The following is a 21810-nucleotide window of genomic DNA, read 5'->3' as shown; positions in this document are numbered from 1 at the left end:
CAATGACGCGGTAAGAGCTCGTATTCCGTCAAATAAAAAACCCCGCGGCTCACGCCGCGGGGTTTTGTCTTTCACGTCGGCGCCGCCTAGTGCGCCAGGATCGCCAGCAGCAGCAAGGCCACGATGTTCGTGATCTTGATCATCGGATTCACCGCGGGGCCGGCCGTATCCTTGTAGGGATCGCCGACGGTGTCGCCGGTCACCGCCGACTTGTGGGCATCCGAGCCCTTGCCGCCGAAATGACCGTCCTCGATGTACTTCTTGGCGTTGTCCCAGGCGCCGCCGCCCGAGGTCATGGAGATCGCGACGAACAGGCCCGTCACGATGACGCCGAGCAGCATGGCGCCGACCGCGGAGAACGCCGCCGACTTGCCGGCCGCACCGCCGCCCGCGATCGCGTAGATCAGGAAGTAGACGACGATCGGCGACAGCACCGGAAGCAGCGAGGGGATGATCATCTCCTTGATCGCCGCCTTCGTCAGCAGGTCGACCGCCTTGCCGTAATCAGGCTTGTCGGTGCCCTGCATGATGCCAGGCTTCTCGCGGAACTGACGCCGCACCTCCTCGACGATCGCGCTCGCCGCACGGCCCACCGCCGTCATGCCCATCGCGCCGAACAAGTACGGCAACAGGCCGCCGAACAACAGGCCCACCACGACGTAGGGGTTGTTGAGCGAGAAGTCCGGATTGACGCCGGCGAAGTACGGATGCTGCGCGCTGTCCGCGACGAAGAACTTGAGGTCCTGGTTGTAGGCCGCAAACAGCACGAGGGCACCGAGACCGGCGGAGCCGATCGCGTAGCCCTTGGTCACCGCCTTGGTGGTGTTGCCGACCGCGTCGAGCGCGTCGGTCGACTTGCGCACCTCCTTGGGCAGGCCCGCCATCTCGGCGATGCCGCCGGCGTTGTCCGTCACCGGGCCGAAGGCGTCGAGCGCAACGACCATGCCGGCCAGCGCCAGCATGGTGGCGGTCGCGATCGCGATGCCAAACAGGCCGGCGAGGCTGTAAGTAACCAGGATGCCGGCGATGATCACGATCGCAGGCAGCGCGGTCGCTTCCATCGAGACGGCAAGGCCCTGGATCACGTTGGTGCCATGGCCGGTCACCGAGGCCTGGGCGATCGACTTCACCGGACGATAGTCCGTGCCGGTGTAGTATTCGGTGATCCAGATGATCAGCGCCGTGACGACGAGGCCGACCACGCCGCATTCGAACAGCGCCATGCCGGTGTACTCGACGCCCTCGAGCTTGCCGAAGCCGATCAGGTAGTAGATCACCAGCGCGATGCCGATCAGCGACAGGATGCCGGTTGCGATCAGGCCCTTGTAGAGCGCGCCCATGATCGACTGGCTCGACCCGAGCTTGACGAAGAAGGTGCCGATGATCGAGGTGATGATGCAGATGCCGCCGATCGCGAGCGGCAGCGTCATCATGTTGGCGAGGATCGGCGTCTTGGCGAAGAAGATCGCAGCCAGCACCATGGTGGCGACCGCGGTCACCGCATAGGTCTCGAACAGGTCGGCGGCCATGCCGGCGCAATCGCCGACATTGTCACCGACATTGTCGGCGATGGTTGCGGGATTGCGCGGATCGTCCTCGGGAATGCCGGCCTCGACCTTGCCGACGAGATCGCCGCCGACGTCCGCACCCTTGGTGAAGATGCCGCCGCCGAGACGGGCGAAGATCGAGATCAGCGAAGCGCCAAAGCCGAGCGCCACCATGGCGTCGACCACCGTGCGGCTGTCGGGCGCGAGCTTGAGCGAATGGACCAGGAAGCCGAAATAGAGGGTCACACCTAACAGCGCGAGACCCGCCACCAGCATGCCGGTGATCGCGCCCGCCTTGAAGGCGAGCTCGAGGCCGCCGGCGAGCGACGTCGTCGCGGCCTGGGCAGTGCGCACATTGGCGCGGACCGAGACGTTCATGCCGATGAAGCCAGCAGCGCCGGACAGGATGGCGCCGATGGCGAAACCGATCGCGACATAGAGACCGAGGAAATAGGCAAGCAGCACGAAGATGACGATGCCGACGATACCGATCGTGGTGTACTGGCGCCGCAGATAGGCCTGCGCGCCTTCACGCACCGCCCCTGCGATCTCCTGCATGCGCGGCGACCCCGCATCCGCGCTTAACACCGAAGACGTCGCCCAAATCGCGTAGACGACGGAAAGCACTCCGCAGAGCACTATCAACCATAATGCTGTCATGTGATGTTTGCCTCAGATCCTTGATGTACCCCCGGCGCCTTATTGTCCGTTGTGCGGTGCGGCGCCTTGATTTCGAACAAAGCCGCCCCTTGCCCAAAAGGGGCGGCCTTAGTCAGCCGCGAGCTTGCCAAAATCAAATTGAGGGTGCAACGCCGGATAAGGCCGAAAACGCCGATCTCGGCAGGTATTTAGAACCAAGTGCTGAGAACTAACATGCCGGTTTGGAGCGATTCCTAGAAGTGGCTGTAGGACAGCCGCGTCAAAGCCAGTTCCTGGCCGTGTCCGTCCAGGAAGCGCGGCCTCTCCTTCCCCGGCACGATCGTGCCGATCGCCGTGACGGCAAGGCCGGCCGTCCGCCCCGCGGCAATCAGCGCATCGGCTTGCGCCGGCGGGACGGTGCACAGCACCTCGTAATCGTCGCCCCCCGCAAGCAGCGTCTCGACGCCAACGACGTTGCGGGCGACCAGGCTTGCCGCCGCGGCCGAGAGCGGCACGCTCGCCACGTCGACACTGGCCGAGACGGCGGACGCCGCGCAGAGCTTCGCCAGATCGCCGGCAAGCCCGTCGGAGACATCCATCGCCGCGGTCGCATGATCGCGCACGGCCCGCGCCAGCACATTGCGCGGCTGCGGCTCGCGATAGCGCGAGACCAGGGCGTCCTTTGCGGCGGGACTGCTCGCGAGCGCGGCCGCAGCAGCGCCGCCCTTGAGCACGTCGAGGCCGAGCGCAGCATCGCCGATCGTGCCCGTCACCAGAATGCGATCGCCCGGCTTCGCGCCGGTCCGGCCGACCATCCGCCCCTTCGGCACGCGGCCGAAGGCGGTGATCGAGATCATCTGCGGACCCGGCGTCGAGACCGTGTCGCCGCCGAGCAGCGGACAAGCGAACTCTCTTGCGTCTTCGCCGAGCGCGTCCGCAAAGGGCCGCAGCCAGGCGTCCTCCTTGCTGCGCAGCGCCAGCGTCAGCACGAAGCCGGCCGGCACCGCGCCCTTGGCGGCGAGATCCGACAGGTTCACCCGCAACGCCTTGCGCGCGATGGTGTCAGGCGGATCGTTGGCAAGATAGTGCACGCCCTCGACGACGGCGTCGGTGGTGACCACGATGTCGTCGCCGGACGACGACAGCACCGCGGCGTCGTCGACCAGCCCGAACGCACCGGGATCGGTCGCCAGCGGCTTGAAATAGCGCGCGATGAGGGAGTCTTCGGCGGAGAGGGGTTTCGGGTCTGCCACCGGCTTAACCCCACAAACAGGTGTCATCGCCCGGCTCGACCGGGCGATCCAGTATTCCACAGACGGCTGCGAACAATCGATAGGCCGCGGCGTACTGGATCACCCGCCTTCGCGGGTGATGACAGTGGAGAATGGGGCTGGCGTATTGCTTCAATGCGACGCCCCTCAGCACGACTACCGCCCGAACTCGTCGCCGCGAAACTGGCGGCCGATCTGGTCGAGCACGGCGTTCACCATGCCGGTCTCCTCGCGGTCGACAAACGCGTTGGCGACGTCGACATATTCGGAGACGACGACGCGGCCCGGCACGTCCTTGCGATGCTCCAATTCGTAGGCCCCCGCCCGCAGCACCGCACGCAGGATCGCCTCGATCCGCTTCAAGGGCCAGCCCTTCGACAGCGCCTCGTCGATCAGGGGATCCAGCTTCTTCTGGTCGCGCACGACGCCCGAGACGACGTCGCGGAAGAACGCAGCTTCCGCCGGTAGATACGTGTCGCCCTCGACCTCGTTGCCGAGCCAATGGCTCTCGAACTCGGCAAAGATGTCGTTGATGCCGGCGCCCGCGATATCCATCTGGTACAGCGCCTGCACGGCCGCGAGCCGCGCCGCACCGCGCCGGTTCGCCTTCTTCTCCGCAAGCCCCGCCGGCTTTTTGTTGCTGTTGTCAGCCATGGCTTCAGGCCCGCGCCAGGCGGCGTTTGATGCGCAGCATCGCAAGCGCGGCGCGCGCGGCATCGCCGCCCTTGTTGAGCTCGCTGGCGCGCGCCCGCGCCCAGGCTTGGTCCTCATTGTTGACGGTGAGGATGCCGTTGCCGAGCGGCAGCTTGCGCGAAACCGCGAGGTCCATCAGCGCCCGCGAGGATTCCTGCGAGACGATCTCGAAATGAATGGTGTCGCCACGGATCACGCAGCCGAGCGCGATCACGGCGTCATAGGGCTTGCCGTTCGCCGCCGCGGCATCCACCGCAATGGCCACCGCGGCCGGAATCTCCAGCGCGCCAGGAACCGTGATGACGTCATGGGTCAGGCCGGCTGCCTTCAGCTCGGTCACCGCGCCGTCCAGAAGCGCGTCCTGGAGATCGTCATAGAACCGCGCCTCGACAATCAGCGCGCGCGCGCCGGAAATGTCGGTCTGGTCCTTCAGGGGTGCGCGCCGCGCGTCTGCCATCGTTAAGATCCATTCTAGAGGTTGGCGCGTTATGTAGTCGCCACAGGCTGGTAAGCCAAGTTCAAAGACACTGTCATTCCGGGGCGCGAAGCGAACCCGGAATCTCGAGATTCTCAGGTGCGCAATTGCGCACCGTAGTTCGGCTCTTCGAGCCGCCCCGGAATGACGGCTTCGCCGTCACTTCATTTCCGTCAGCCGCGCCGCATAGCGGGCCATCAGATCGACTTCGATATTGACCTCACTGCCCGCCTTCCAGCCGCCGATTGTCGTGACCGTCAGCGTGTGCGGGATGATCAGCACCGAAAAGGTCACATCCTTCACCGTATTGACCGTCAGCGAGACGCCGTCGAGCGTGATCGAGCCCTTGGTGGCGATGAACCGTGCCAGCTCCCGCGTGGTCGAGAGCTCGAACCGCGCCATATCAGGCAGGTCCTCGCGGCTCAGGAGGGTCGCGATGCCGTCGGCATGGCCTGCGACGATGTGGCCGCCGAGCTCATCGCCGATCTTGAGGGCGCGCTCGAGATTGAGCTTGGTTCCGACCTTCCAGTGTTTTGCGGTGGTCAGCGCCAGCGTCTCGGCCGCGGTATCGACATCGAACCAGGTCTTTTGAGAAGAATCCCTGCCGTCGGCAACGCCGGAGGCGACGACCGTCAGGCAGACGCCGTTGCAGGCGATCGAGGCGCCGTCGGCAATGGTGGTCTGATCATAGCGGCAGGCGATGCGCAGGCGGTGCAACTGCCCCTGCGCCACAGGCGTGAAGCTGACGACCTCGCCGATATCGGTGACAATGCCGGTGAACATTACGCGCGCTCGTAGATGGTGAGAGTATCCTTGTCGAATGTTTCGCTAGCATGAACCTTGTAGGCCTGCGACTGCGTGATTTTCGACAGGGGCAATGCATCGAGTGCATCGACGCCGCCTCTGCCCACCGCTTCCACGCCGCGGAACAGCCAGATCTCGTCGACGAGGTCGGCCGCGACGAACGAGGACGCCACCCGGCTACCGCCCTCGACCATCAGGCGGGTGATGCCCTTTCCGGCCAGCGCATGCAGCACGGCCGGCAAATCGAGCCCGGAGGCGCCTGCCGGCGGGACGCGGATCACTTGCGCGCCGGTCGCACCAAGCCGGGTCGCTGCTGCGGCCTCCGCAAGCTCAGAACCCATCACCCAGAGCGGCGTCTCGCGCGCGGAGCCTATCAGCCTGCTCGGGCCGGGAATCCGCAGGCTCTGATCGAGCACCACGCGCACCGGCGAGCGCGCCGCCATGCCCGGCAGGCGGCAGGTGAGAAGCGGATCGTCGGCCAGCACCGTGCCGATGCCGACCAGGATCGCATCGCTTTGCGCACGCAGGAGATGCACCCGATTGCGCACAGCCTCCCCCGTGATCGCGACCGGCTTGCCGCCGGCCGCACCGATCTTGCCGTCGGGGGAAACCGCGAGTTTCAGGATCACATGCGGACGGTGATCCCTGATACGGCGGAAATGCCCGGCATGGTCGAAGGCGGCCTCCGCCGCGCACAGGCCGACGTCCACATTGATGCCGGCGGCGCGCAGGCGCGCATGCCCCTGGCCTGCCACCTCAGGATTGGGATCCTCGATCGCCGCCACCACTCGTTTGATGCCGGCGGCAATCACCGCGTCGGCACAAGGCGGCGATTTGCCGAAATGCGAGCAGGGCTCCAACGTGACGTAGAGCGTGGCACCGCGAGCAGCTTCGCCGGCCCGGAGCAAGGCTTCAGGCTCGGCATGCGGACGCCCGCCTGCTTGCGTCCAGCCGCGCCCGACGATCACGCCATCCCTGACGACGACGGCACCGACGGCCGGATTGGGCCAGGTGCGTCCCTGCCCGCGCTTGCCCAGCGCCAGCGCAAGCTGCATGAAGCGGATATCGGCGTCCTTGGCCTCGCGGGCCTTCTGCGCGAACTGATCTTCCAGGATACGGAAGATCATTTGCGGATCGCGGCGAGCCGCGCTTCCTCCTCACCGGAGAGCTCGCCGAGCACCTCGGCGAAATCCTTGGCCTCGCGGAAATTGCGGTAGACCGAGGCGAAGCGCACATAGGCGACGTCGTCGAGCGTCCGCAGATGCTCCATCACGGTCTCGCCGATCACCTCGGACGAGATCTCGGCCTCGCCCCCGGTCTCGAGCTCGCGCACGATGGTGGAGACCATCTTCTCCACGCGCTCCGGCTCGACCTGCCGCTTGCGCAACGAGATCTGCACCGAGCGCATCAGCTTGTCGCGATCGAACGGCACGCGGCGGCCGTTGCGCTTGATCACCGTGAGCTCGCGCAGCTGCACGCGCTCGAAGGTGGTAAAGCGGAAATTGCAGGCGACGCATACGCGCCGCCTGCGGATCACGGACGAGTCCTCGGTCGGACGCGAGTCCTTTACCTGCGTATCGAGACTGTTGCAGTTCGGACAGCGCATCCGCTTGAGGCCTTACTGATAGATCGGGAACCGATCGGTGAGTGCCTTGACCCGTTCCTTGATCGCGGCTTCCACCAGCGGCGCCTTGCCGTCGGCGGACTGCGCGATCGCATTGAGGACCTCGGCGATCATGCCGCCGACCTGCTGGAATTCGGCGACGCCGAACCCGCGGCTGGTCGCGGCCGGCGTGCCGAGCCGAATGCCTGACGTGACGAAGGGCGACTCCGGGTCGAACGGGATGCCGTTCTTGTTGCAGGTGATGGCCGCGCGGACCAGCGCCTTCTCCGAGACATTGCCCTTCAGGCCCTTCGGCCGGAGATCGACCAGCATCAGATGATTGTCGGTGCCGCCGGAGACGATATCGAGACCATGGCCCTTCAAGGTCTCAGCCAGCGCCTTGGCGTTCTCGACGACGTTCTTGGCATAGACCTTGAAGTCCGGACGCAGGGCCTCGCCGAAGGCAACCGCCTTCGCCGCGATCACGTGCATCAGGGGACCGCCCTGCAGGCCCGGGAAGATCGCCGAGTTGAGCTTCTTGGTCAGCGTCTCGTCATTCCACAGCATGAGGCCGCCGCGCGGACCGCGCAGCGACTTGTGCGTCGTGGTGGTGGTGACGTGCGCGTACGGCACCGGCGAGGCATGCACGCCGCCGGCGACGAGCCCGGCAAAGTGCGCCATGTCCACCAGGAGGTAGGCGCCGACGCTGTCCGCAATCTCGCGGAAGCGCTTGAAGTCCCACGCTCGCGAATAGGCCGAGCCACCGGCGATGATCAGCTTCGGCTTGACCTGCTCGGCCTGCTTGGCCACCGCATCCATGTCGATGATCTGGTCTTCGCGGCGCACGGTGTAGTGCGCGGCCTTGAACCACTTGCCGCTCATGTTGACGGGCGAGCCGTGGGTGAGATGGCCGCCGGCGGCGAGGTCGAGGCCCATGAAGGTGTCGCCGGGCTGCAGCAGCGCCAGAAACACCGCCTGGTTCATCTGGCTGCCGGAGTTCGGCTGCACGTTGGCGAAACCGGCGCCGAACAGCTTCTTGGCGCGATCGATCGCGAGGTTCTCGGCGACGTCGACCCACTCACAACCGCCGTAGTAGCGCGCGCCCGGATAACCCTCTGCGTACTTGTTGGTCATCACCGAACCCTGCGCTTCCAGCACGGCCCGGCTGACGATGTTCTCGGAGGCGATCAGCTCGACCTCATGGCGCTGCCGGCCGAGCTCGCCCCTGATGGCGGCGGCGATTTCGGGGTCGGCCTGCTCAAGCGAGGCGGTGAAAAACGAATCGGGCGCGGAGGCGGTCTTGGGTGCGGTCATCTTGCGAATATCTCCACCGCCGCAGCCTTTTGGCGGGCTGCGGGCGGGTCTGGTGTGGCGGTCGGAAGCACGCGCGATCTACCACATCGCCCGCAACAGGCCAAGCATTTGCGGGTCGGGCCTGATATTTATGCAAGATATGGTGGAGAGTGGAGGTTTTCGGGGATCGGGCCGGTTGGAGGGAACCGCCCGTTCGCCTCATCCGGAATGGGGCCGCTTCGGGCCTTAACTGCTCATGCCTGGAGCTGCCGGCTGCGGCAGAAGTCGCATCACAACCCCGTATACCCCGCCTTCACCGGGTCCACGCTGCCATCGAGCTGGCGCAAATAGGTTAGGCCGCACACGGTCAACCTGTGCGGGTCCTTCTCGCCGGCCTCCATCAATGTGTTGAGATAGTTCGTGACCTTGGCCCTCGCCTCCTCGCTGGCCGCGGCGGTGCGGTTGGCGAGCAGGTCATAGGTCTGCATGATGCGGTCGATGGCGGCTTCCATGGCACCCTCTGGTTGGTCGACGTATTGGGATTGTTGATCAGGCAACCGCGCGGGCCTCGGACTGGGTCTCGAACCACGTGATCGCCTTGTTGGCGAGCCTGATCTTGTTGAATTCGCCTTGCTGGAGCAGCTTGATGATGACCCCGAGCAGGCGTTCGTCGGTGACGAGCGTATCGGGGATCGCGCCGGAACGGCGAAGGTAGTTCGCGGCGATGGCGTAGGCCTCGCTCACGAGTTCCACGTTCATCGCCTGAAGCCCGCGCTCGACCAGCATCGCCCTGTCTCCAATCCGAAGGAGATAAGCGTCGAGCCGGGAACTGGTTCCTCGCATCCGCGAATTTTTTCGCAGGTGCAAAAAATGTAAACGCACCGGCCCGGGGGCAACTCCGGGCCGGCGCGCTTGGGGAAGTCGGGCACGTTCGGGCAGGCTTGCCGGTCTTGTTGCGGGCCGGCTTGGCCTTATCCCCTAGAAATCAGAGCCGATACAGGATCTGGTCGGTCCAGAACCGCTCGAGGCGATGCAGCGACTTGTTGAGGGTCGAGAATTCCTCGCCCGAGATGCCGCCGACCTGCTCCACCGTCTTGACGTGCTTCTGGTAGAGCGCATCGACGATGCGGCGGACTTCCTGACCCTGCGGGGTCAGGCGGATGCGCACCGAGCGGCGATCGACGCGCGAGCGCTGATGATCGAGGAAGCCGAGCTCGACGAGCTTCTTCAGATTGTAGGAGACGTTGGAGCCGAGATAGTAACCGCGCGTGCGCAGCTCGCCCGCGGTCAGCTCCTTGTCGCCGATGTTGTAGAGCAGGAGCGCCTGCACCGAGTTGATGTCCGCACGGCCGCGGCGATCGAATTCGTCCTTGATCACGTCGAGGAGCCGGCGATGCAGCCGCTCCACCAGAGTCAAAGCTTCCAGATAGAGCGACTGCACCGAACCCTGCTGGCCGGAGACGCGCTCTGCGGTATCTGCCGCAGTTGCGACGGCTTTCATCATGACACTTCCCCTGTTGTCGTTTTTATCGACACTTATTCGACGAAACTTGTGTCCCGCCTGATAGGTGCAACTTAAGGGGCTCGTTTGAAGATCGGCTTAAATAAGAGAATAAAGAGATCATGAATTTAAGACAGTGAATTGCGGATTAAGCCTGTGCCACAAGCACTTTTCGAAAGCCTCTGTTGACCTTCGCAAGGTCTTGTTCACCCTCCGTCCGCCCCTGTTGTCGCATTCCAGAACAGGCCCGCTTCGTTTCGAAACGGGCGCGTAAGAGCTGTGGCGAAACCGGCTGGTCAACGAAAACTTACCGCAAATTTTAGGCAACCAGCGGTCAACCAAGACCAAACACTCTCGTGTCCCGGACCAGCGCCGCGAAGCGGAGCGCCGGGACCCAGATGTTTCAAAGCCAGATTTCGGAGACATGGGCCCCGGCTCGGCAGCGCACCGCAGCGGACAATGCTTCGCATCGCCGGCAGCGCTGCGCTGCGTCCGGGGGCCCGAGAATATCGTAGACCGCGACGTTGTCGCTACGGCGGCCGTTCGCGCGCGGCCATCCAGGCAAGCGCGAGATAGGCGGCGAGCATGAAGGCCTCGACGCCGACGACGATCAGGCTGCCGCCGTAGATGCCCGGGAACATCAGCTCGATCACCGCCATCGACACCACGGTCGTCAGCCACACCACTGCGCCCCACGGCGTTGCCAGCCACAGGCCAACCGCGGCGACGAGCTCGATCACGGCAAAGTAGACGGTCGCCGCCTGCCAGGCCATGGACTGGTTCTCGAACGCCTCGTCCTCGCCGCCGACAAAGCCCGTCACCTGCGCCCAGTGATAGAGACCTTTCAGTATCGAGAGCAGCGCCATCACCCGCAGGAACAGCACCAGGCGGCGCGTCCAGACATTGTCGTCGGACGCTTCCCGCTCCGACGAGATCGCGGCGACGGATATCGCACCGTCTCTGGCAGTGTCCCTGGCGCTGTCGCGGGCCGCATCGCGGGTGGAGATCTCGGACATGGGCCCCTTGTGGCTGCTTCGCCCTGCAAAATCAATCGGCTGCCCGTCCCTTGCGGCAGGTCAAGCCGCGGTGACGGGAACCGTGCGAGCTGGTATAAGAATAATTCCAGCCGGAGGAAGAGTGATGGCGATCAAATACGGACGTCCGATCGAATTGCGCGAGGTCTCGCGCCGCGAGGGCACCGCGGTGCCTCATACCCTCGATCTGACCGTCCGCCCGCGCCGCAACCGCAAGGCCGAATGGGCCCGGCGCATGGTGCGGGAGAACGTGCTCACCACCGACGATTTGATCTGGCCGCTGTTTCTGATCGACGGCAACAACAAGCGCGAGCAGGTCGCCTCGATGCCCGGCGTCGAGCGCCTCAGTGTCGACCAGGCCGTGCGCGAGGCCGAGCGCGCTATGAAGCTCACCATCCCCTGCATCGCGCTGTTTCCCTACACCGAGCCGTCCTTGCGCGACGAGGAAGGCTCTGAAGCGACCAACCCGAACAACCTGGTCTGCCAGGCCGTGCGCGCGATCAAGAAGGAGTTTCCGGAGATCGGCGTGCTCTGCGACGTCGCGCTCGATCCCTTCACCAGCCACGGCCATGACGGCCTGATCTCGGACGGCAAAATTCTGAACGACGAGACGGTGGCCGTGCTGGTGCGCCAGGCCCTGGTGCAGGCCGAAGCCGGCTGCGACATCATCGCGCCCTCCGACATGATGGACGGTCGCGTCGCCGCGATCCGCGAGGGGCTGGATCGCTCCGGCCTGCTCGACGTGCAAATCATGGCCTATGCGGCCAAATACGCCTCAGCCTTCTACGGCCCGTTCCGCGACGCCATCGGCTCGGCCAAGACACTCACCGGCGACAAGCGCACTTATCAGATGGACAGCGCCAACACCGACGAGGCGCTGCGCGAGGTCGAGCTCGACATCGCTGAGGGCGCCGACATGGTGATGGTGAAGCCCGGGATGCCCTATCTCGACGTGGTCCGCCGCGTGAAGGACACCTTCGCGATGCCGACCTTTGCCTACCAGGTCTCGGGCGAATACGCGATGATCGCGGCCGCCGCGAACAACGGCTGGCTCGACGGCGAGCGCGCGATGATGGAAAGCCTCCTGGCGTTCAAGCGCGCCGGCGCGGACGGCGTGTTGAGCTACTTTGCGCCGAAGGCGGCGGAGAAGCTGCGAAGCCAGGGGTAAGGTGCCGTAGGGTGGGCAAAGCGAAGCGTGCCCACCAATCCATCGTGCAGAACGGCGCGCAATGCTGGGCACGGCGCTACGCGCCTTTGCCCACCCTACGGCAGCTGCGTGAACGGCTGCCTCCGCCCCCGAATCGCCGGAATATTTCGGCTTGTTAATGCCGCGCGCCCTTGGCACGGGCCTGGCCTGTTCCCATGTCCTGCCACGGGGTTTTCCTCTTGGGAGGACGGACGATGTCGTACGATTCGGATAATTCAGGCGCCTGGCGCAATGACGGCGGGGTGCAGCCGCACGCCTACGACCCCTATCTGCATCCGGAGCTATTCCGGGGCGTTGCGACGCGGCGGGTGTTCGCCTTCCTGATCGACATGGTCGTGATCTCGGTGCCGGTCATCCTCGGCTACCTCTTCATCGCATTGTTCGGCGTGGTCACGCTCGGCCTCGGCTGGGCGCTATTCTGGCTGGCCTGGCCAGCCTCTGTCATCTGGGCCATCGTCTATTACGGCGCCTGCATCGGCGGCCCGTCTTCCGCGACCATCGGCATGCGGATCATGGATCTGGAGCTGCGCACCTGGTACGGCGCGCCTGGCTATTTCGTGCTTGGCGCCACCCATGCCGTGCTGTTCTGGGTGACGGTTTCGTTCCTGTCGCCCTTCGTGGTCCTGGTCGGCCTGTTCAACGGACGCCGGCGGCTGCTGCACGATTTCGTGCTGGGGACGGTCGTGATCAACAATTCCGTGCGCGCGCCGGTGCCGCAGGGCGCCAGAAGCTGGTGATCAAGGATTCTCAACCAGGACCGACTACGCTGGCTGATCTGACCCGCCCAGCAGACCGATTGACCAGGGGCCTCCGTAGCGCGATGCTGACATTCACTTCGGAGGCCCACGACGTCCCTTGACCCAGCACTCGCGCGACACCCCACAGTTTTACCTTACGGCGCCCTCCCCCTGCCCCTATCTGCCGGGCCGGCACGAGCGGAAGGTGTTCACGCATCTGGTCGGGGACCGGGCCGGCGACCTCAATGACCTCCTGACCCATGGCGGCTTCCGCCGCAGCCAGTCAATCGCCTACCGGCCGGCCTGCGACCAGTGCCGCGCCTGCGTCTCGGTCCGGGTCATCGCCAATGAGTTCCGCCCCTCCCGCAACTTCCGGAAGGTGATGGCGCGCAATGCCGACATCATCGGCGAGCAGCGCAGCGCGGTGCCGACCTCCGAGCAATATTCCGTATTCCGGGCCTATCTCGACGCCCGCCATCGCCACGGCGGCATGGCAGACATGACCGTGCTCGACTACGCCATGATGGTCGAGGACAGCCACGTCGAGACCCGCATCATCGAATACCGCAAGCGCGGCCCCGACAGCGGTCTCACCGGCCGCGGCGAGGAGCTGATCGCGGTGGCGCTGACCGATGTGCTCAGCGACGGCCTGTCGATGGTCTATTCGTTCTTCGAGCCGAGCCAGGTCAGCCGCTCGATGGGCACCTTCATGATCCTCGACCACATTGCCCGCGCCCGCCGGCAAGGGCTGCCTTACGTCTATCTCGGCTACTGGATCGAGGGCTCCAAGAAGATGGACTACAAGGCCCGCTTCCTGCCGCAGCAGCGCCTCGCGCCCTCGGGCTGGCTGCGCATCGACGCGCAGGGCGATGCAGCGTCCGAGCCGCAGGACTAAGACTTCCGGAATCGTGCCTTTCAGGAGGCGGCCGCCTCAAGGCGGTGCATTGGGCCGAGCTTCGCGCCGGCGCGACCTTCGGCGATGAATTTGAGCGCCGCGATCCCGGGCAGGAAGAAGTAGCCGCCTCCACGCGCGCCTGTAAACGAAGCCAGTGTGACCTCGCTGCCGCTCGGCGATCCCGGAACGGTGAAGGTCCTGCCGCTGGGCTGTGACCCCACGATCGGATCGTCCTGCTTGTCGAGAGCGCCGAAACGAGGGTTTTGCAGCCAGCGCTGGTGGATGAATTCGAACTGGCGCTCGAGATCGGCATTGCACGCGATGAAGAATATGCCTTCGCGATCTCCTGCCTCGGTCTTCTCGCGATAAGGCCGCCCGCGGCGGAGCAGCCTGTGCAGCTTCGATGATTTGATGCTCGATTGCACATCGATCCCCAAGGAGTCGCGCGGGTTGGATCGGCGGATATGCGCGCCCTTCGGACAGACGAAGCCATTTGCGTCCTCGACGCGATAACGGAAGGCGTCCGCCGCCGAATTCGACCCCAGAGGACCTTGCCATCCGAGCGGCATGCCGTCCTTCCGACGTCCCATCAGTCTTTCGCAGGTCTGTTGGTCATTTGCGGCTTCGAACTGCCTGAACGCATCGACATACTGCTCGATCTGCCGCACCGCCAAGTAGCTCCCGTTCAGCGTGAAGCGGTCTCCCGATTGCGGCCACTCATTCACGTTGGGGCAGTAGGTGAGTTCGTCATACTCGTTGCGATAGCCCAGAATGAATTCGCCGGGCTCGACGACACGATCCTCATAGAACTGACCGGCGTCTTTTCGCGCCTGACGCAGCGCGGCTCCCTCCTCTTCCCTGAGATCGCGGATCACGGGTTGCGCGAGGCCGTCGCGGAAGCCGAACGGCTCACGCAATCCGCCGTCCTTATCTGCAAACGAGCAGGGATTGTTCTCGACGGTCCTGACGACGAACACAGCCGGATCCGGCTCCTCCATTCGCGCGGTTGCGCCGAGCACCCACCATTGCGCAACGAGAATGTGAACAGTCTGGCGGCCGTCGGCGCCCTCGACATCCGACCAGCGCCATTCATCCCGCGGAGCGTCTCTCAACAGATCTTGGCGCAATGCGCTCCCCATGCCGCTGCTGAAAGCCGTCGGAAACGGATGCGTTTCGGCCTCGGTGCAGCCGAGTTTCTTGAGCCCTGCGAAGCTGAAAGCGACCGACACGGCTTCTTCGATCGACGCTTCCGGCTTGGTCTTGCCCTTCGCGATGCATTTGGCACTGACGACCAGCTTGCTGTCGACCAGACGCGAGAGCCAGGCTCGCGCCTGGTCCTCGCAGCCGTCGCGGATCGTCAGCAGCCAGAAACGGCTGGATTTGAGCCAGCCGAAGCCGCTCTTCAACATGCCCTGGACGTCGTGACTTTGCTCGGAGAGTCGCGGAGCGTGCTTCATGTCTCGATGGCCCTCATGATCAGATCGTCGTTCTTCTCGTTGCGCTCGCCGAACAAGGCGTCACGCAGCCCCGTGGCGAGGTTGATCTGGTCGACCGTCCGGTTGCAGGCGTCGAAACGGTAGAGATGCGGCAGCATGCTGTCGCGCGCATAGGATTTGAATCTCAGCTCGCACTTCACGCCGCGGAAGATGACAAAGCGCGTCGGCGGAAAACTACGGGCCTTTGCAATGCCGGGCTGTCCCTCCAGGGCCGGGGCGCGCGGATGAAGCTCGGTCCAGCGCCAGGCCAGCGTGGTGCCGACGGCCGCGCCGTTGATGAAGTCGTCGAGATAGCCGCCGAAATTGCCGTCATAGTTCGAGCAGAACAGAAAGCGGCGACCGTTGTCGATGATGTGCCAATGGCCGAAATGGATGCCCGGCGCATTGCCGAGCCAGCCTTGCGTGAAGAACACCCGTCCGGCAAAGGTCACGATGCGCAGCGCCTGTCGAATGCACCACGCGCTCCACCATTGCGGACCGCGCAGCTCGGTGAGGCTGAACATGTGCTGGGTGCCACCGACCAGGTCGGCCTCGCATCGTTCGACCGACGGATGAATCTGCTGGGCCCGCGGGACGTCCTCTTCGAGCGGATGAAAGAACTTTTTGCTCAGCCCCGTGAAATAGCGATTGAGCCAGTAGAACAGCGTGCCGATGCCAAGCACCGCGGCGATCGCGACGACCGCGATCCCCGTGATCTGCAATCCGGTCAGCTTTGGCAGCTTCGGTTCGATGACAGTGTGCATATAATCCGGAGCCAGCGCATAGGCCAATGGAGCGAAAGTGTAGGCGATCGCGCACGCGGCGATGGCCAGCAGCAGCGGCACGCCGATGATCCAGCCGCCCGCATAGGTGGCCAGCGACGAGAGCGTGTCCGTCGGCCGATCGAGCTCTTGCTGAACGCTGTTGAGCCAGCGCCTCCAGGACACGAATTGAGCGGGCAGCGGCACCAGGAACAGCCAGACAAGGAATGCAATGACCGCGAACGCCAGCAACCCGTGCCAGCTGATCGTCAGCAGGCATTCACTCGTCTTGGTGACGGCGTCTTCGATGGCCCGCCCCACGTGCCCCGGTTCGCCGAAGAACCAGTTATAGGCGCGCGGAAGTGTCCAGACGATCCCGAGTACGACGAACCACAGCACGATCGCCGCCACGGGATAAGCGAGCTTCGCACCGATGCTCGCCCCCTTCCCGCGCCAATAGGATCGCGGCGCAGGCGTGGCCGCCCATCCGAAGCGGGGATTGGTATAAGCCCAACGTGCCAGCGCCAGCGCGAAGGCGGTGCGGTCGTTGCCGTATTTCGGCTTCAGCTTCCGCGCTTCGATGCGCGTCTGCTCCAGCAGGTCGCTCTCCATCTTGATCTGCCGGACCGACCGGTCCCGGGCGCCGACGAAGCCGCCGTCGGCGATGCTGTGCCAGCTCATCAATTGGCTCAGCAATTGCTGCTTGTCCTTGGCCGTGGGCACGGCGACGCCCGGAGCGACCATGGAGCCGAACAGCGCCCACATCGCGCCGTCGTGATGGTAGACGAGGCGATACAACAGGTCGTAAGGGCGGAAGCCCTCCTCCACCGCGAGCTCGAGCACGAGCACCGGCTGCTGGTTCGGCGCACCAGCCAAGGCCGGGAGCAGCCCGATCGAGGCGAAGTGCACCATTGCGACGTCGTCCAGCAGGGCATCCAAGGCATCGTGAAGTTGCTTTGAAACCTCAGCGCCGCCGGTCCAGCCTGGCGCAACGATGCAGATCATCTGCTGCCGGACGATCTCGAGCATGGCCGTGTTCTCCGCTCGCTCAAGTGGTACGCATGCGCATGCACAGCATCAGCGGGCCGTCATACGCGATGGCCTTGCCTTCACCGCGCGCCAGTTGCAGCCGCGGCAAGGTAAGCAGGCCGATTAGGGCGCTTGTCAGGATCTCCACCGCGTAATCCCGCGCCGGACATTGGCGGTAGCCATATCCGAACATGAGATACCGCAAGGCATCTTCGTTGCCCCAATCGCGGTCCGGGCAATAGCGCCCGCTCTGTGGAACCACGCGGGAATCGAACAGAGCAGCGATCGACAGCAGCGAAACCTTGCCGCCGCCTGGACATCCGGCGTTTTGTCGCGCCCCGGTCGTCATTTCCGTGTCGCGCGGCACGTCGCGCGCCAGCAGCGGAAAGATCGGCCGGAAGCGCATCAGTTCGAGCACATGGTTGCGCACGATCTTGCGGAACTCGGGATCGGCCCAGACGGCGGGCTCGCCGAGTTTGTCGGCCAGCGACCACAATTCGTCATAGACCTTCTGTCGTCCCAACAGCTCCTGGACGACGAGGGCCCCCGACTGGACGGTGACCGGATGCGAGATCCAGGCAAGGCCGACAGCGTTCCGTTCAATGTCCGCCGAGGAGCTCTTGACACCCCACGCGGCGCCGATGGTGCCGGTTACACGATCGATCCGCGCCTGCAGCGCATCCCCGCAGGCCTCGGCTCGCCGGCGAAGATCGAGTGTCGCGAGGCTGCCGGCCAGGAGCTGCCCTGCGACATAGCGGATCTCGAGCATGTACTGTCGTTGCAAATCTTCGTCGACATCGCCCTTTGAAGCGTCGGTCACTGATCCCGCCACCACCGCCCCCGTTGCCGCGCCGAACAGCGGCCGCATGGCGCGGAATACGACCCACATCAGGTACTCGTCGATCAGATCGAATCCGGCCGCTCCGCGCCCGCGCAGAGCCTTGATGCGCCGCTGCGCCTCGACGTCGGAATCGGCGGGGACGTCCAGAGCCGCCAACCGCGCATGGACCAGATCCCGATCGGCTGAATAGGTCGGGCCCGGATCCATCCCGATGAGGTAGTCTCCCGAGACCATGTTGGCCGCATGCGCGGTATTGGAAAAGCTGCGCGTGCGCATCAGCACATCCTTCACCGCGCTGGCGCGTGCCACCAAGCCGAACCGACCGCCTATAGCGGGCCAGCGCCGAAGCAGCGCACCGAGCGCGCGCAACACCGTAACGTGACGGTTGAGCCAGCAGAACACACCGTAGGAGAGACTGCGCGCTCCCGGCGGCAACGCGTCGGGTTCATAGGTCGAGAGTTTCATGCTGCATACCCGTCCTTCCGCCAATCCGCGAGGGCCGCGGCGACCCGTCCTTGATAGTGAGGCATGCCCAGACGCTCCGCGGCCTCGGCCGCTCGCTTGAAATGCGCTTCGGCGCCTGCCAGATCGCCGGCACGCCGCAAGGTTTCCGCAAGCTCGTACAGGGCTTCGGTCTGGTGGCCGTATTCTTCGGCGGCGTCCTCGACGGCCTTGCGACCGACCGCGATAGCATCGTCGAGCCGATCGAGCTTGCGATAAGCGACGCCCAGGCTCACGCGCATGAACGTCCTGCCGTAGGGTCCGGCCGCCTCGTAGATGCGATCGGCGAATCCTTTCTCCAGCATCGCCGCCGCCTCGGCGGCCTTGCCGTTGTGCGTGAGCGCGCTGCCCAAAACGCCGGTGCAAACCGAAAGCATGGTCGGAACGTTGTGCGTCATGCATTGCTGCACGCCCGTGCGCATCAAGGTCTCGGCACGATCGAGCTCCCCGCTCTCGATCCAGATCTGCGACTGGACGGTGTCGATCAGCAGACGGGAATAAGGATGGTTGATGTTCGATAAGATCTGATAGGCCTTGGCACAGAACGCGTGTGCGGTTGCACCGTCGCCCAGCCGCCAGAGCGTGCTGGCATGAAACGCATAGAGATTGATGATGGGGATCGCGGCCCATCCGGGTTGCACGACATGCGCCGACAGCTCCGGTCCGTAGTCGGAGAGCAGAACCTGGCCTTCCACCGCGGCCTCTGCATATCGACCGAGCGCGTGGAGGTTCATCAGGCGGGTCTGATGCGCCGCCATCATCATGTGGCGGCGCTGCGCGAGGCAGGCCGCCTCGAGACCCCGTGAAGCATAACGCAGCCCTTGCTCGAAGCGTCCGCGCATCCACAGGAACACCGCCGTCTCGGTCGACACCGCCGCTCGTGCGCGCTGATCGTTCAGCTGCACCGCGATGGCTTCCGCACGCTCCATATTGCTGAAGATCTCGTCGATCTGCCCGAGAGCCAGCATCGCCCCGATGGCTTCCAGGCGAAGCGCAAGCTCCAAGGTCTGCGCGACCGAGGCGTCATCCACACGGCGGGCTGCCTGAAGACCCCTCTCGAACAGCTGCAGGGCTTCCTGGTTGGCCGAGCGCGAGATGGCCCGGGCCATCGACTTGACGGTGAATCTCGCCGCCTGCTCCCATTCCTCTCCCTTGAAAGCATGGTGCGCCAGCGCCGGCGCGACATCCGCCTCGACCGCCCCTGGCCGCGCATGCAGGGCCAGGAAGGCCTGTCGATGCAGCGCCTTGAGCCGTGCGCGCGTGAGCGCGCCGAGCACGACATCGCGCACCAATGCGTGGCGAAACGCGAACGTGTGCTGCTCGAGCGGACCGCGCGCCTGATCCGGCCCCGTCAACAATCCGGATGCAACGCACAGACCCAGCAATTCTTCCGCACGCCCAAGGTCCACGGCCTGCATCGCCGCGATCAGTTCGCGCGTGATGGGATCGCCGAGGATTGCCGCGGCCTCGAGCGCGGACTTGGCAGCTTCGGGCAGCCTGTCGACGCGCGCGCCGATCACCGCGGCGATCGAGCCCGGCACGCGCAGCTCTCCGAGCGGCCTCTGCAGGCGGTACGCACCCGGCGTTCCTTCGAGCGATCCCTCGTCGATCAGCGTAATGACCAGTTGCTCCAGGAAGAAGGGATTGCCGTCGGCGCGCGCGACCAATTCGCTCATGACGCCGAGCACGGACAGATCATCCCCCAGCAAGGCACGCGCGAGCCTGAGCATCTCGCCGTCGCGGAGAGGCTCGATCACACGCTCCGCAAACCAGGAGGCCTGGCGCCACTGATGGTCGAAATCGGGTCGATAGCTGACACAAACGAGGATCGGTAGTCCCTGAAGCTTTGGAAGCAGAGCCTCGAACAACCGCCGGCTCTCGCGGTCAGCCAGGAAAACGTCCTCTAGCACGAGCACGAACGGGCCCGCTTGGGCGCGCCTGCGCACGAGCCACAGCAATGCGTCGCCAATTCGGCGCCGCCGCTGGACCGGGTTGAGCTCCAGCCAAGCCTGGTCCGGCGCCGCCAGACCCAACAAGTCATTGATCGCCGCAAGATGCGCGGCGCCCTCGGCGGCCCATTCGGCGACCAGGGACTGCCTGACGGATTGCGCATCCGTCACGCTTGCTTGCGGCAACCCGGCCAGGCTTGCGATCAGGTCCGCGGCGGTGCTGTAGGCGCGCGCGCTCGCATAACCTCTCGCCTGCGAAAGGCAGACCTCCATGCCCTGACTTGCAAGCGCGGCGATCCAGTCGGCGATCAAGCGTGACTTCCCGATCCCGGCATCGCCGCACAGACCGATCGTCCGCATCGCACCGGTTCGAACGATGTCGAGATCCCCGGCCAGGATCCGCAAGGAATCTTCGCGGCCGACCAGGGGCGCCCAGCGTTGCTTGCGCGTCAGCGGCGCCGCAGCTGAACTTTCGGTGGCGACCATGACCTCATGGAGTTCGACCGGATCATCCAGCCCTCGTATCGATCGGGTCCCGACCGGCCGCGTGTCGATCTGCTGCGCGACGAGGCGCTGCGTCGCGGCACTGATCAGAATGCCGCCGGGCGGAGCCATCTTTTCGAGCCGCGATGCAAGGTGAATCGTCTTGCCGTCCGCACCGTAGTGCGACCAGCCGTATTGTCCGACGACGCCGACCAGGACTTCGCCCGAATTGATGCCGATGCGCAGCGTCGGGCTGGCCACGCCCTGAACCGCGTGGCCGGGAATGCTTGCTCGCTGCATCTTGAGAGCGGCAAGGCACGCCCGCAGGGCGTGATCCTCCTGCGCCACGGGCGCGCCGAACAAGGCGACGAGCCCGTCGCCGAGCAACTGGCTCACCGTGCCGCCATAGGTCCCGACCGCTTCGGCCAAGTGGTTCAGCGCCTTGCCGAGATAGTTGCGGGATTCCTCGGGGTCGGAGTGCTGGAGCAGTGATGTGGAGTCGCAGACGTCGACAAAGAGAACGCTGACCTGCTTGTTTTCGGTCAACATCTGTGACCGAACCGTCGCATGATCGTGCAGCGGAACAACCCGCGCCTCGCGGTCGATTGGGCTGGCAATCGATGAAGCGGAGAGCTGCTCCACGGCGTGATCGAGGCGCGCGCCGCACTGAGAGCAGAAGCGATGCTCGCGAGCAACACGGGCTGAACATGCGGGACACTTGGTCACGGCAGGACACGCTCATCAATGATTTCAACGCAGCAATCAACGCTTTCTGGCTTGATCATCGTCCCCTCCCGGACGTGAACCCGCGCAGTTCAAAATCAATCCATCAAGCCAACGGTCTCACCACTGGCTCCGCGCGCCGACGTCGCGCACAACTCATAGACGTATCCGGAGAAAATGCGATCGGCGCACTTAATCCGGCGCGGGACCGCCGATTATCCCGCCGGGAGAAAAACCAATCCTGAAAAACGCATTGTCATAACAGGGCCTATTTGCAATATGCGGCCTATCAGCAATTGAAGGTAGTATACCCTCTTCGCACCAATTGAAAAGCCGTAGTTCATGGGTT

Annotated in this window: 19 protein-coding genes; 3 read left to right on the top strand and 16 right to left on the bottom strand. The window is 64.8% G+C overall.

The features are described from left to right. Window positions 1–86 precede the first annotated feature (86 nt). From XH84_RS29665 to XH84_RS29605, 12 genes are all read right to left on the bottom strand, one after another. Window positions 87–2207, bottom strand: coding sequence for a sodium-translocating pyrophosphatase (locus XH84_RS29665; RefSeq protein ID WP_128920644.1), 2121 nt, complete (start codon window positions 2205–2207; stop codon window positions 87–89). 233 nt (window positions 2208–2440) lie between these two features. After that, the gene (gene thiL / locus XH84_RS29660) at window positions 2441–3439 is read right to left on the bottom strand and encodes a thiamine-phosphate kinase (RefSeq protein ID WP_430641978.1); all 999 of its coding nucleotides are present in this window, start codon (window positions 3437–3439) and stop codon (window positions 2441–2443) included. A 174-nt stretch (window positions 3440–3613) separates the two neighbouring features. Continuing rightward, a complete protein-coding gene (gene nusB, locus XH84_RS29655) occupies window positions 3614–4111 on the bottom strand; it encodes a transcription antitermination factor NusB (RefSeq protein ID WP_128920642.1) in 498 nt (165 codons plus the stop codon). Window positions 4112–4115: 4 nt separating this feature from the next. Further along, window positions 4116–4607, bottom strand: coding sequence for a 6,7-dimethyl-8-ribityllumazine synthase (gene ribH, locus XH84_RS29650; RefSeq protein ID WP_128920641.1), 492 nt, complete (start codon window positions 4605–4607; stop codon window positions 4116–4118). Window positions 4608–4784: 177 nt separating this feature from the next. Continuing rightward, the gene (locus XH84_RS29640; RefSeq protein WP_128920639.1) at window positions 4785–5408 is read right to left on the bottom strand and encodes a riboflavin synthase; all 624 of its coding nucleotides are present in this window, start codon (window positions 5406–5408) and stop codon (window positions 4785–4787) included. After that, window positions 5408–6556, bottom strand: a complete 1149-nt coding sequence (ribD, locus tag XH84_RS29635) for a bifunctional diaminohydroxyphosphoribosylaminopyrimidine deaminase/5-amino-6-(5-phosphoribosylamino)uracil reductase RibD (protein WP_128920638.1) — start codon at window positions 6554–6556, stop codon at window positions 5408–5410. The genes XH84_RS29640 and ribD overlap by 1 nt, the downstream gene beginning before the upstream one ends. Further along, entirely contained in the window at window positions 6553–7035 is a 483-nt protein-coding gene (gene nrdR, locus XH84_RS29630) for a transcriptional regulator NrdR (protein WP_028135990.1), read from the bottom strand. Before nrdR ends, ribD begins: the two co-directional genes overlap by 4 nt. A 12-nt stretch (window positions 7036–7047) precedes the next feature. Continuing rightward, window positions 7048–8346 carry a serine hydroxymethyltransferase gene (gene glyA / locus XH84_RS29625; protein WP_128920637.1) on the bottom strand — a complete coding sequence of 433 codons (1299 nt, stop codon included), beginning with the start codon at window positions 8344–8346 and terminating at the stop codon, window positions 7048–7050. Window positions 8347–8615: 269 nt separating this feature from the next. Continuing rightward, complete coding sequence (locus XH84_RS29620) at window positions 8616–8837, bottom strand: hypothetical protein (RefSeq protein ID WP_014494771.1); 222 nt, start codon at window positions 8835–8837, stop codon at window positions 8616–8618. Window positions 8838–8874: 37 nt separating this feature from the next. Continuing rightward, complete coding sequence (locus XH84_RS29615; protein WP_128920636.1) at window positions 8875–9111, bottom strand: hypothetical protein; 237 nt, start codon at window positions 9109–9111, stop codon at window positions 8875–8877. Window positions 9112–9310: 199 nt separating this feature from the next. After that, window positions 9311–9829, bottom strand: coding sequence for a transcriptional regulator LdtR (ldtR, locus tag XH84_RS29610; protein ID WP_018320040.1), 519 nt, complete (start codon window positions 9827–9829; stop codon window positions 9311–9313). Window positions 9830–10356: 527 nt separating this feature from the next. Next, window positions 10357–10842 carry a DUF6163 family protein gene (locus XH84_RS29605; RefSeq protein ID WP_128920635.1) on the bottom strand — a complete coding sequence of 162 codons (486 nt, stop codon included), beginning with the start codon at window positions 10840–10842 and terminating at the stop codon, window positions 10357–10359. A 124-nt stretch (window positions 10843–10966) separates the two neighbouring features. Between XH84_RS29605 and hemB the strand changes: the two genes are divergently transcribed. The 3 genes from hemB to XH84_RS29590 all read left to right on the top strand — a co-directional run bounded on the left by hemB (window position 10967) and on the right by XH84_RS29590 (window position 13699). Beyond that, window positions 10967–12028: a porphobilinogen synthase gene (hemB, locus tag XH84_RS29600; protein WP_128920634.1), complete on the top strand. Its 1062-nt coding sequence runs from the start codon at window positions 10967–10969 to the stop codon at window positions 12026–12028. A 233-nt stretch (window positions 12029–12261) separates the two neighbouring features. Beyond that, the gene (locus XH84_RS29595; protein ID WP_164936403.1) at window positions 12262–12804 is read left to right on the top strand and encodes an RDD family protein; all 543 of its coding nucleotides are present in this window, start codon (window positions 12262–12264) and stop codon (window positions 12802–12804) included. Window positions 12805–12922: 118 nt separating this feature from the next. Then, window positions 12923–13699, top strand: coding sequence for an arginyltransferase (locus tag XH84_RS29590; RefSeq protein WP_128920632.1), 777 nt, complete (start codon window positions 12923–12925; stop codon window positions 13697–13699). Between the two features lie 20 nt (window positions 13700–13719). On the opposite strand, the gene XH84_RS29585 is transcribed toward XH84_RS29590, so the two are convergent. The 4 genes from XH84_RS29585 to XH84_RS29570 are packed head-to-tail and all read right to left on the bottom strand — an operon-like array spanning window position 13720 to window position 21287. Beyond that, window positions 13720–15156, bottom strand: coding sequence for a Dyp-type peroxidase (locus tag XH84_RS29585; RefSeq protein ID WP_128920631.1), 1437 nt, complete (start codon window positions 15154–15156; stop codon window positions 13720–13722). Beyond that, entirely contained in the window at window positions 15153–16964 is a 1812-nt protein-coding gene (locus XH84_RS29580) for a hypothetical protein (RefSeq protein ID WP_128920630.1), read from the bottom strand. Before XH84_RS29580 ends, XH84_RS29585 begins: the two co-directional genes overlap by 4 nt. Before the next feature lie 19 nt (window positions 16965–16983). Beyond that, entirely contained in the window at window positions 16984–18270 is a 1287-nt protein-coding gene (locus XH84_RS29575) for a cytochrome P450 family protein (RefSeq protein WP_128920629.1), read from the bottom strand. Next, window positions 18267–21287, bottom strand: a complete 3021-nt coding sequence (locus XH84_RS29570; protein WP_245471889.1) for an ATP-binding protein — start codon at window positions 21285–21287, stop codon at window positions 18267–18269. The genes XH84_RS29575 and XH84_RS29570 overlap by 4 nt, the downstream gene beginning before the upstream one ends. Between the last annotated feature and the right edge of the window lie 523 nt (window positions 21288–21810).

This window comes from Bradyrhizobium nanningense, assembly GCF_004114535.1.
GTDB classification, from domain to species: Bacteria; Pseudomonadota; Alphaproteobacteria; order Rhizobiales; family Xanthobacteraceae; genus Bradyrhizobium; species Bradyrhizobium nanningense.
The sequence above is the reverse complement of the archived record's forward strand: the minus strand, read 5'-3'. Positions and strand labels throughout refer to the sequence as shown.

Coding starts and splice junctions, on each gene's coding strand:
- ribD (WP_128920638.1), bottom strand. CDS start 6,556: ATGATCTTCCGTATCCTGGAAGATCAGTTCGCGCAGAAGGCCCGCGAG.
- hemB (WP_128920634.1), top strand. CDS start 10,967: ATGGCGATCAAATACGGACGTCCGATCGAATTGCGCGAGGTCTCGCGC.
- XH84_RS29595 (WP_164936403.1), top strand. CDS start 12,262: ATGTCGTACGATTCGGATAATTCAGGCGCCTGGCGCAATGACGGCGGG.
- XH84_RS29640 (WP_128920639.1), bottom strand. CDS start 5,408: ATGTTCACCGGCATTGTCACCGATATCGGCGAGGTCGTCAGCTTCACG.
- XH84_RS29615 (WP_128920636.1), bottom strand. CDS start 9,111: ATGCTGGTCGAGCGCGGGCTTCAGGCGATGAACGTGGAACTCGTGAGC.
- glyA (WP_128920637.1), bottom strand. CDS start 8,346: ATGACCGCACCCAAGACCGCCTCCGCGCCCGATTCGTTTTTCACCGCC.
- XH84_RS29580 (WP_128920630.1), bottom strand. CDS start 16,964: ATGCTCGAGATCGTCCGGCAGCAGATGATCTGCATCGTTGCGCCAGGC.
- XH84_RS29605 (WP_128920635.1), bottom strand. CDS start 10,842: ATGTCCGAGATCTCCACCCGCGATGCGGCCCGCGACAGCGCCAGGGAC.
- XH84_RS29575 (WP_128920629.1), bottom strand. CDS start 18,270: ATGAAACTCTCGACCTATGAACCCGACGCGTTGCCGCCGGGAGCGCGC.
- XH84_RS29665 (WP_128920644.1), bottom strand. CDS start 2,207: ATGACAGCATTATGGTTGATAGTGCTCTGCGGAGTGCTTTCCGTCGTC.
- ribH (WP_128920641.1), bottom strand. CDS start 4,607: ATGGCAGACGCGCGGCGCGCACCCCTGAAGGACCAGACCGACATTTCC.
- ldtR (WP_018320040.1), bottom strand. CDS start 9,829: ATGATGAAAGCCGTCGCAACTGCGGCAGATACCGCAGAGCGCGTCTCC.
- XH84_RS29570 (WP_245471889.1), bottom strand. CDS start 21,287: ATGTTGACCGAAAACAAGCAGGTCAGCGTTCTCTTTGTCGACGTCTGC.
- XH84_RS29620 (WP_014494771.1), bottom strand. CDS start 8,837: ATGGAAGCCGCCATCGACCGCATCATGCAGACCTATGACCTGCTCGCC.
- nusB (WP_128920642.1), bottom strand. CDS start 4,111: ATGGCTGACAACAGCAACAAAAAGCCGGCGGGGCTTGCGGAGAAGAAG.
- nrdR (WP_028135990.1), bottom strand. CDS start 7,035: ATGCGCTGTCCGAACTGCAACAGTCTCGATACGCAGGTAAAGGACTCG.
- XH84_RS29585 (WP_128920631.1), bottom strand. CDS start 15,156: ATGAAGCACGCTCCGCGACTCTCCGAGCAAAGTCACGACGTCCAGGGC.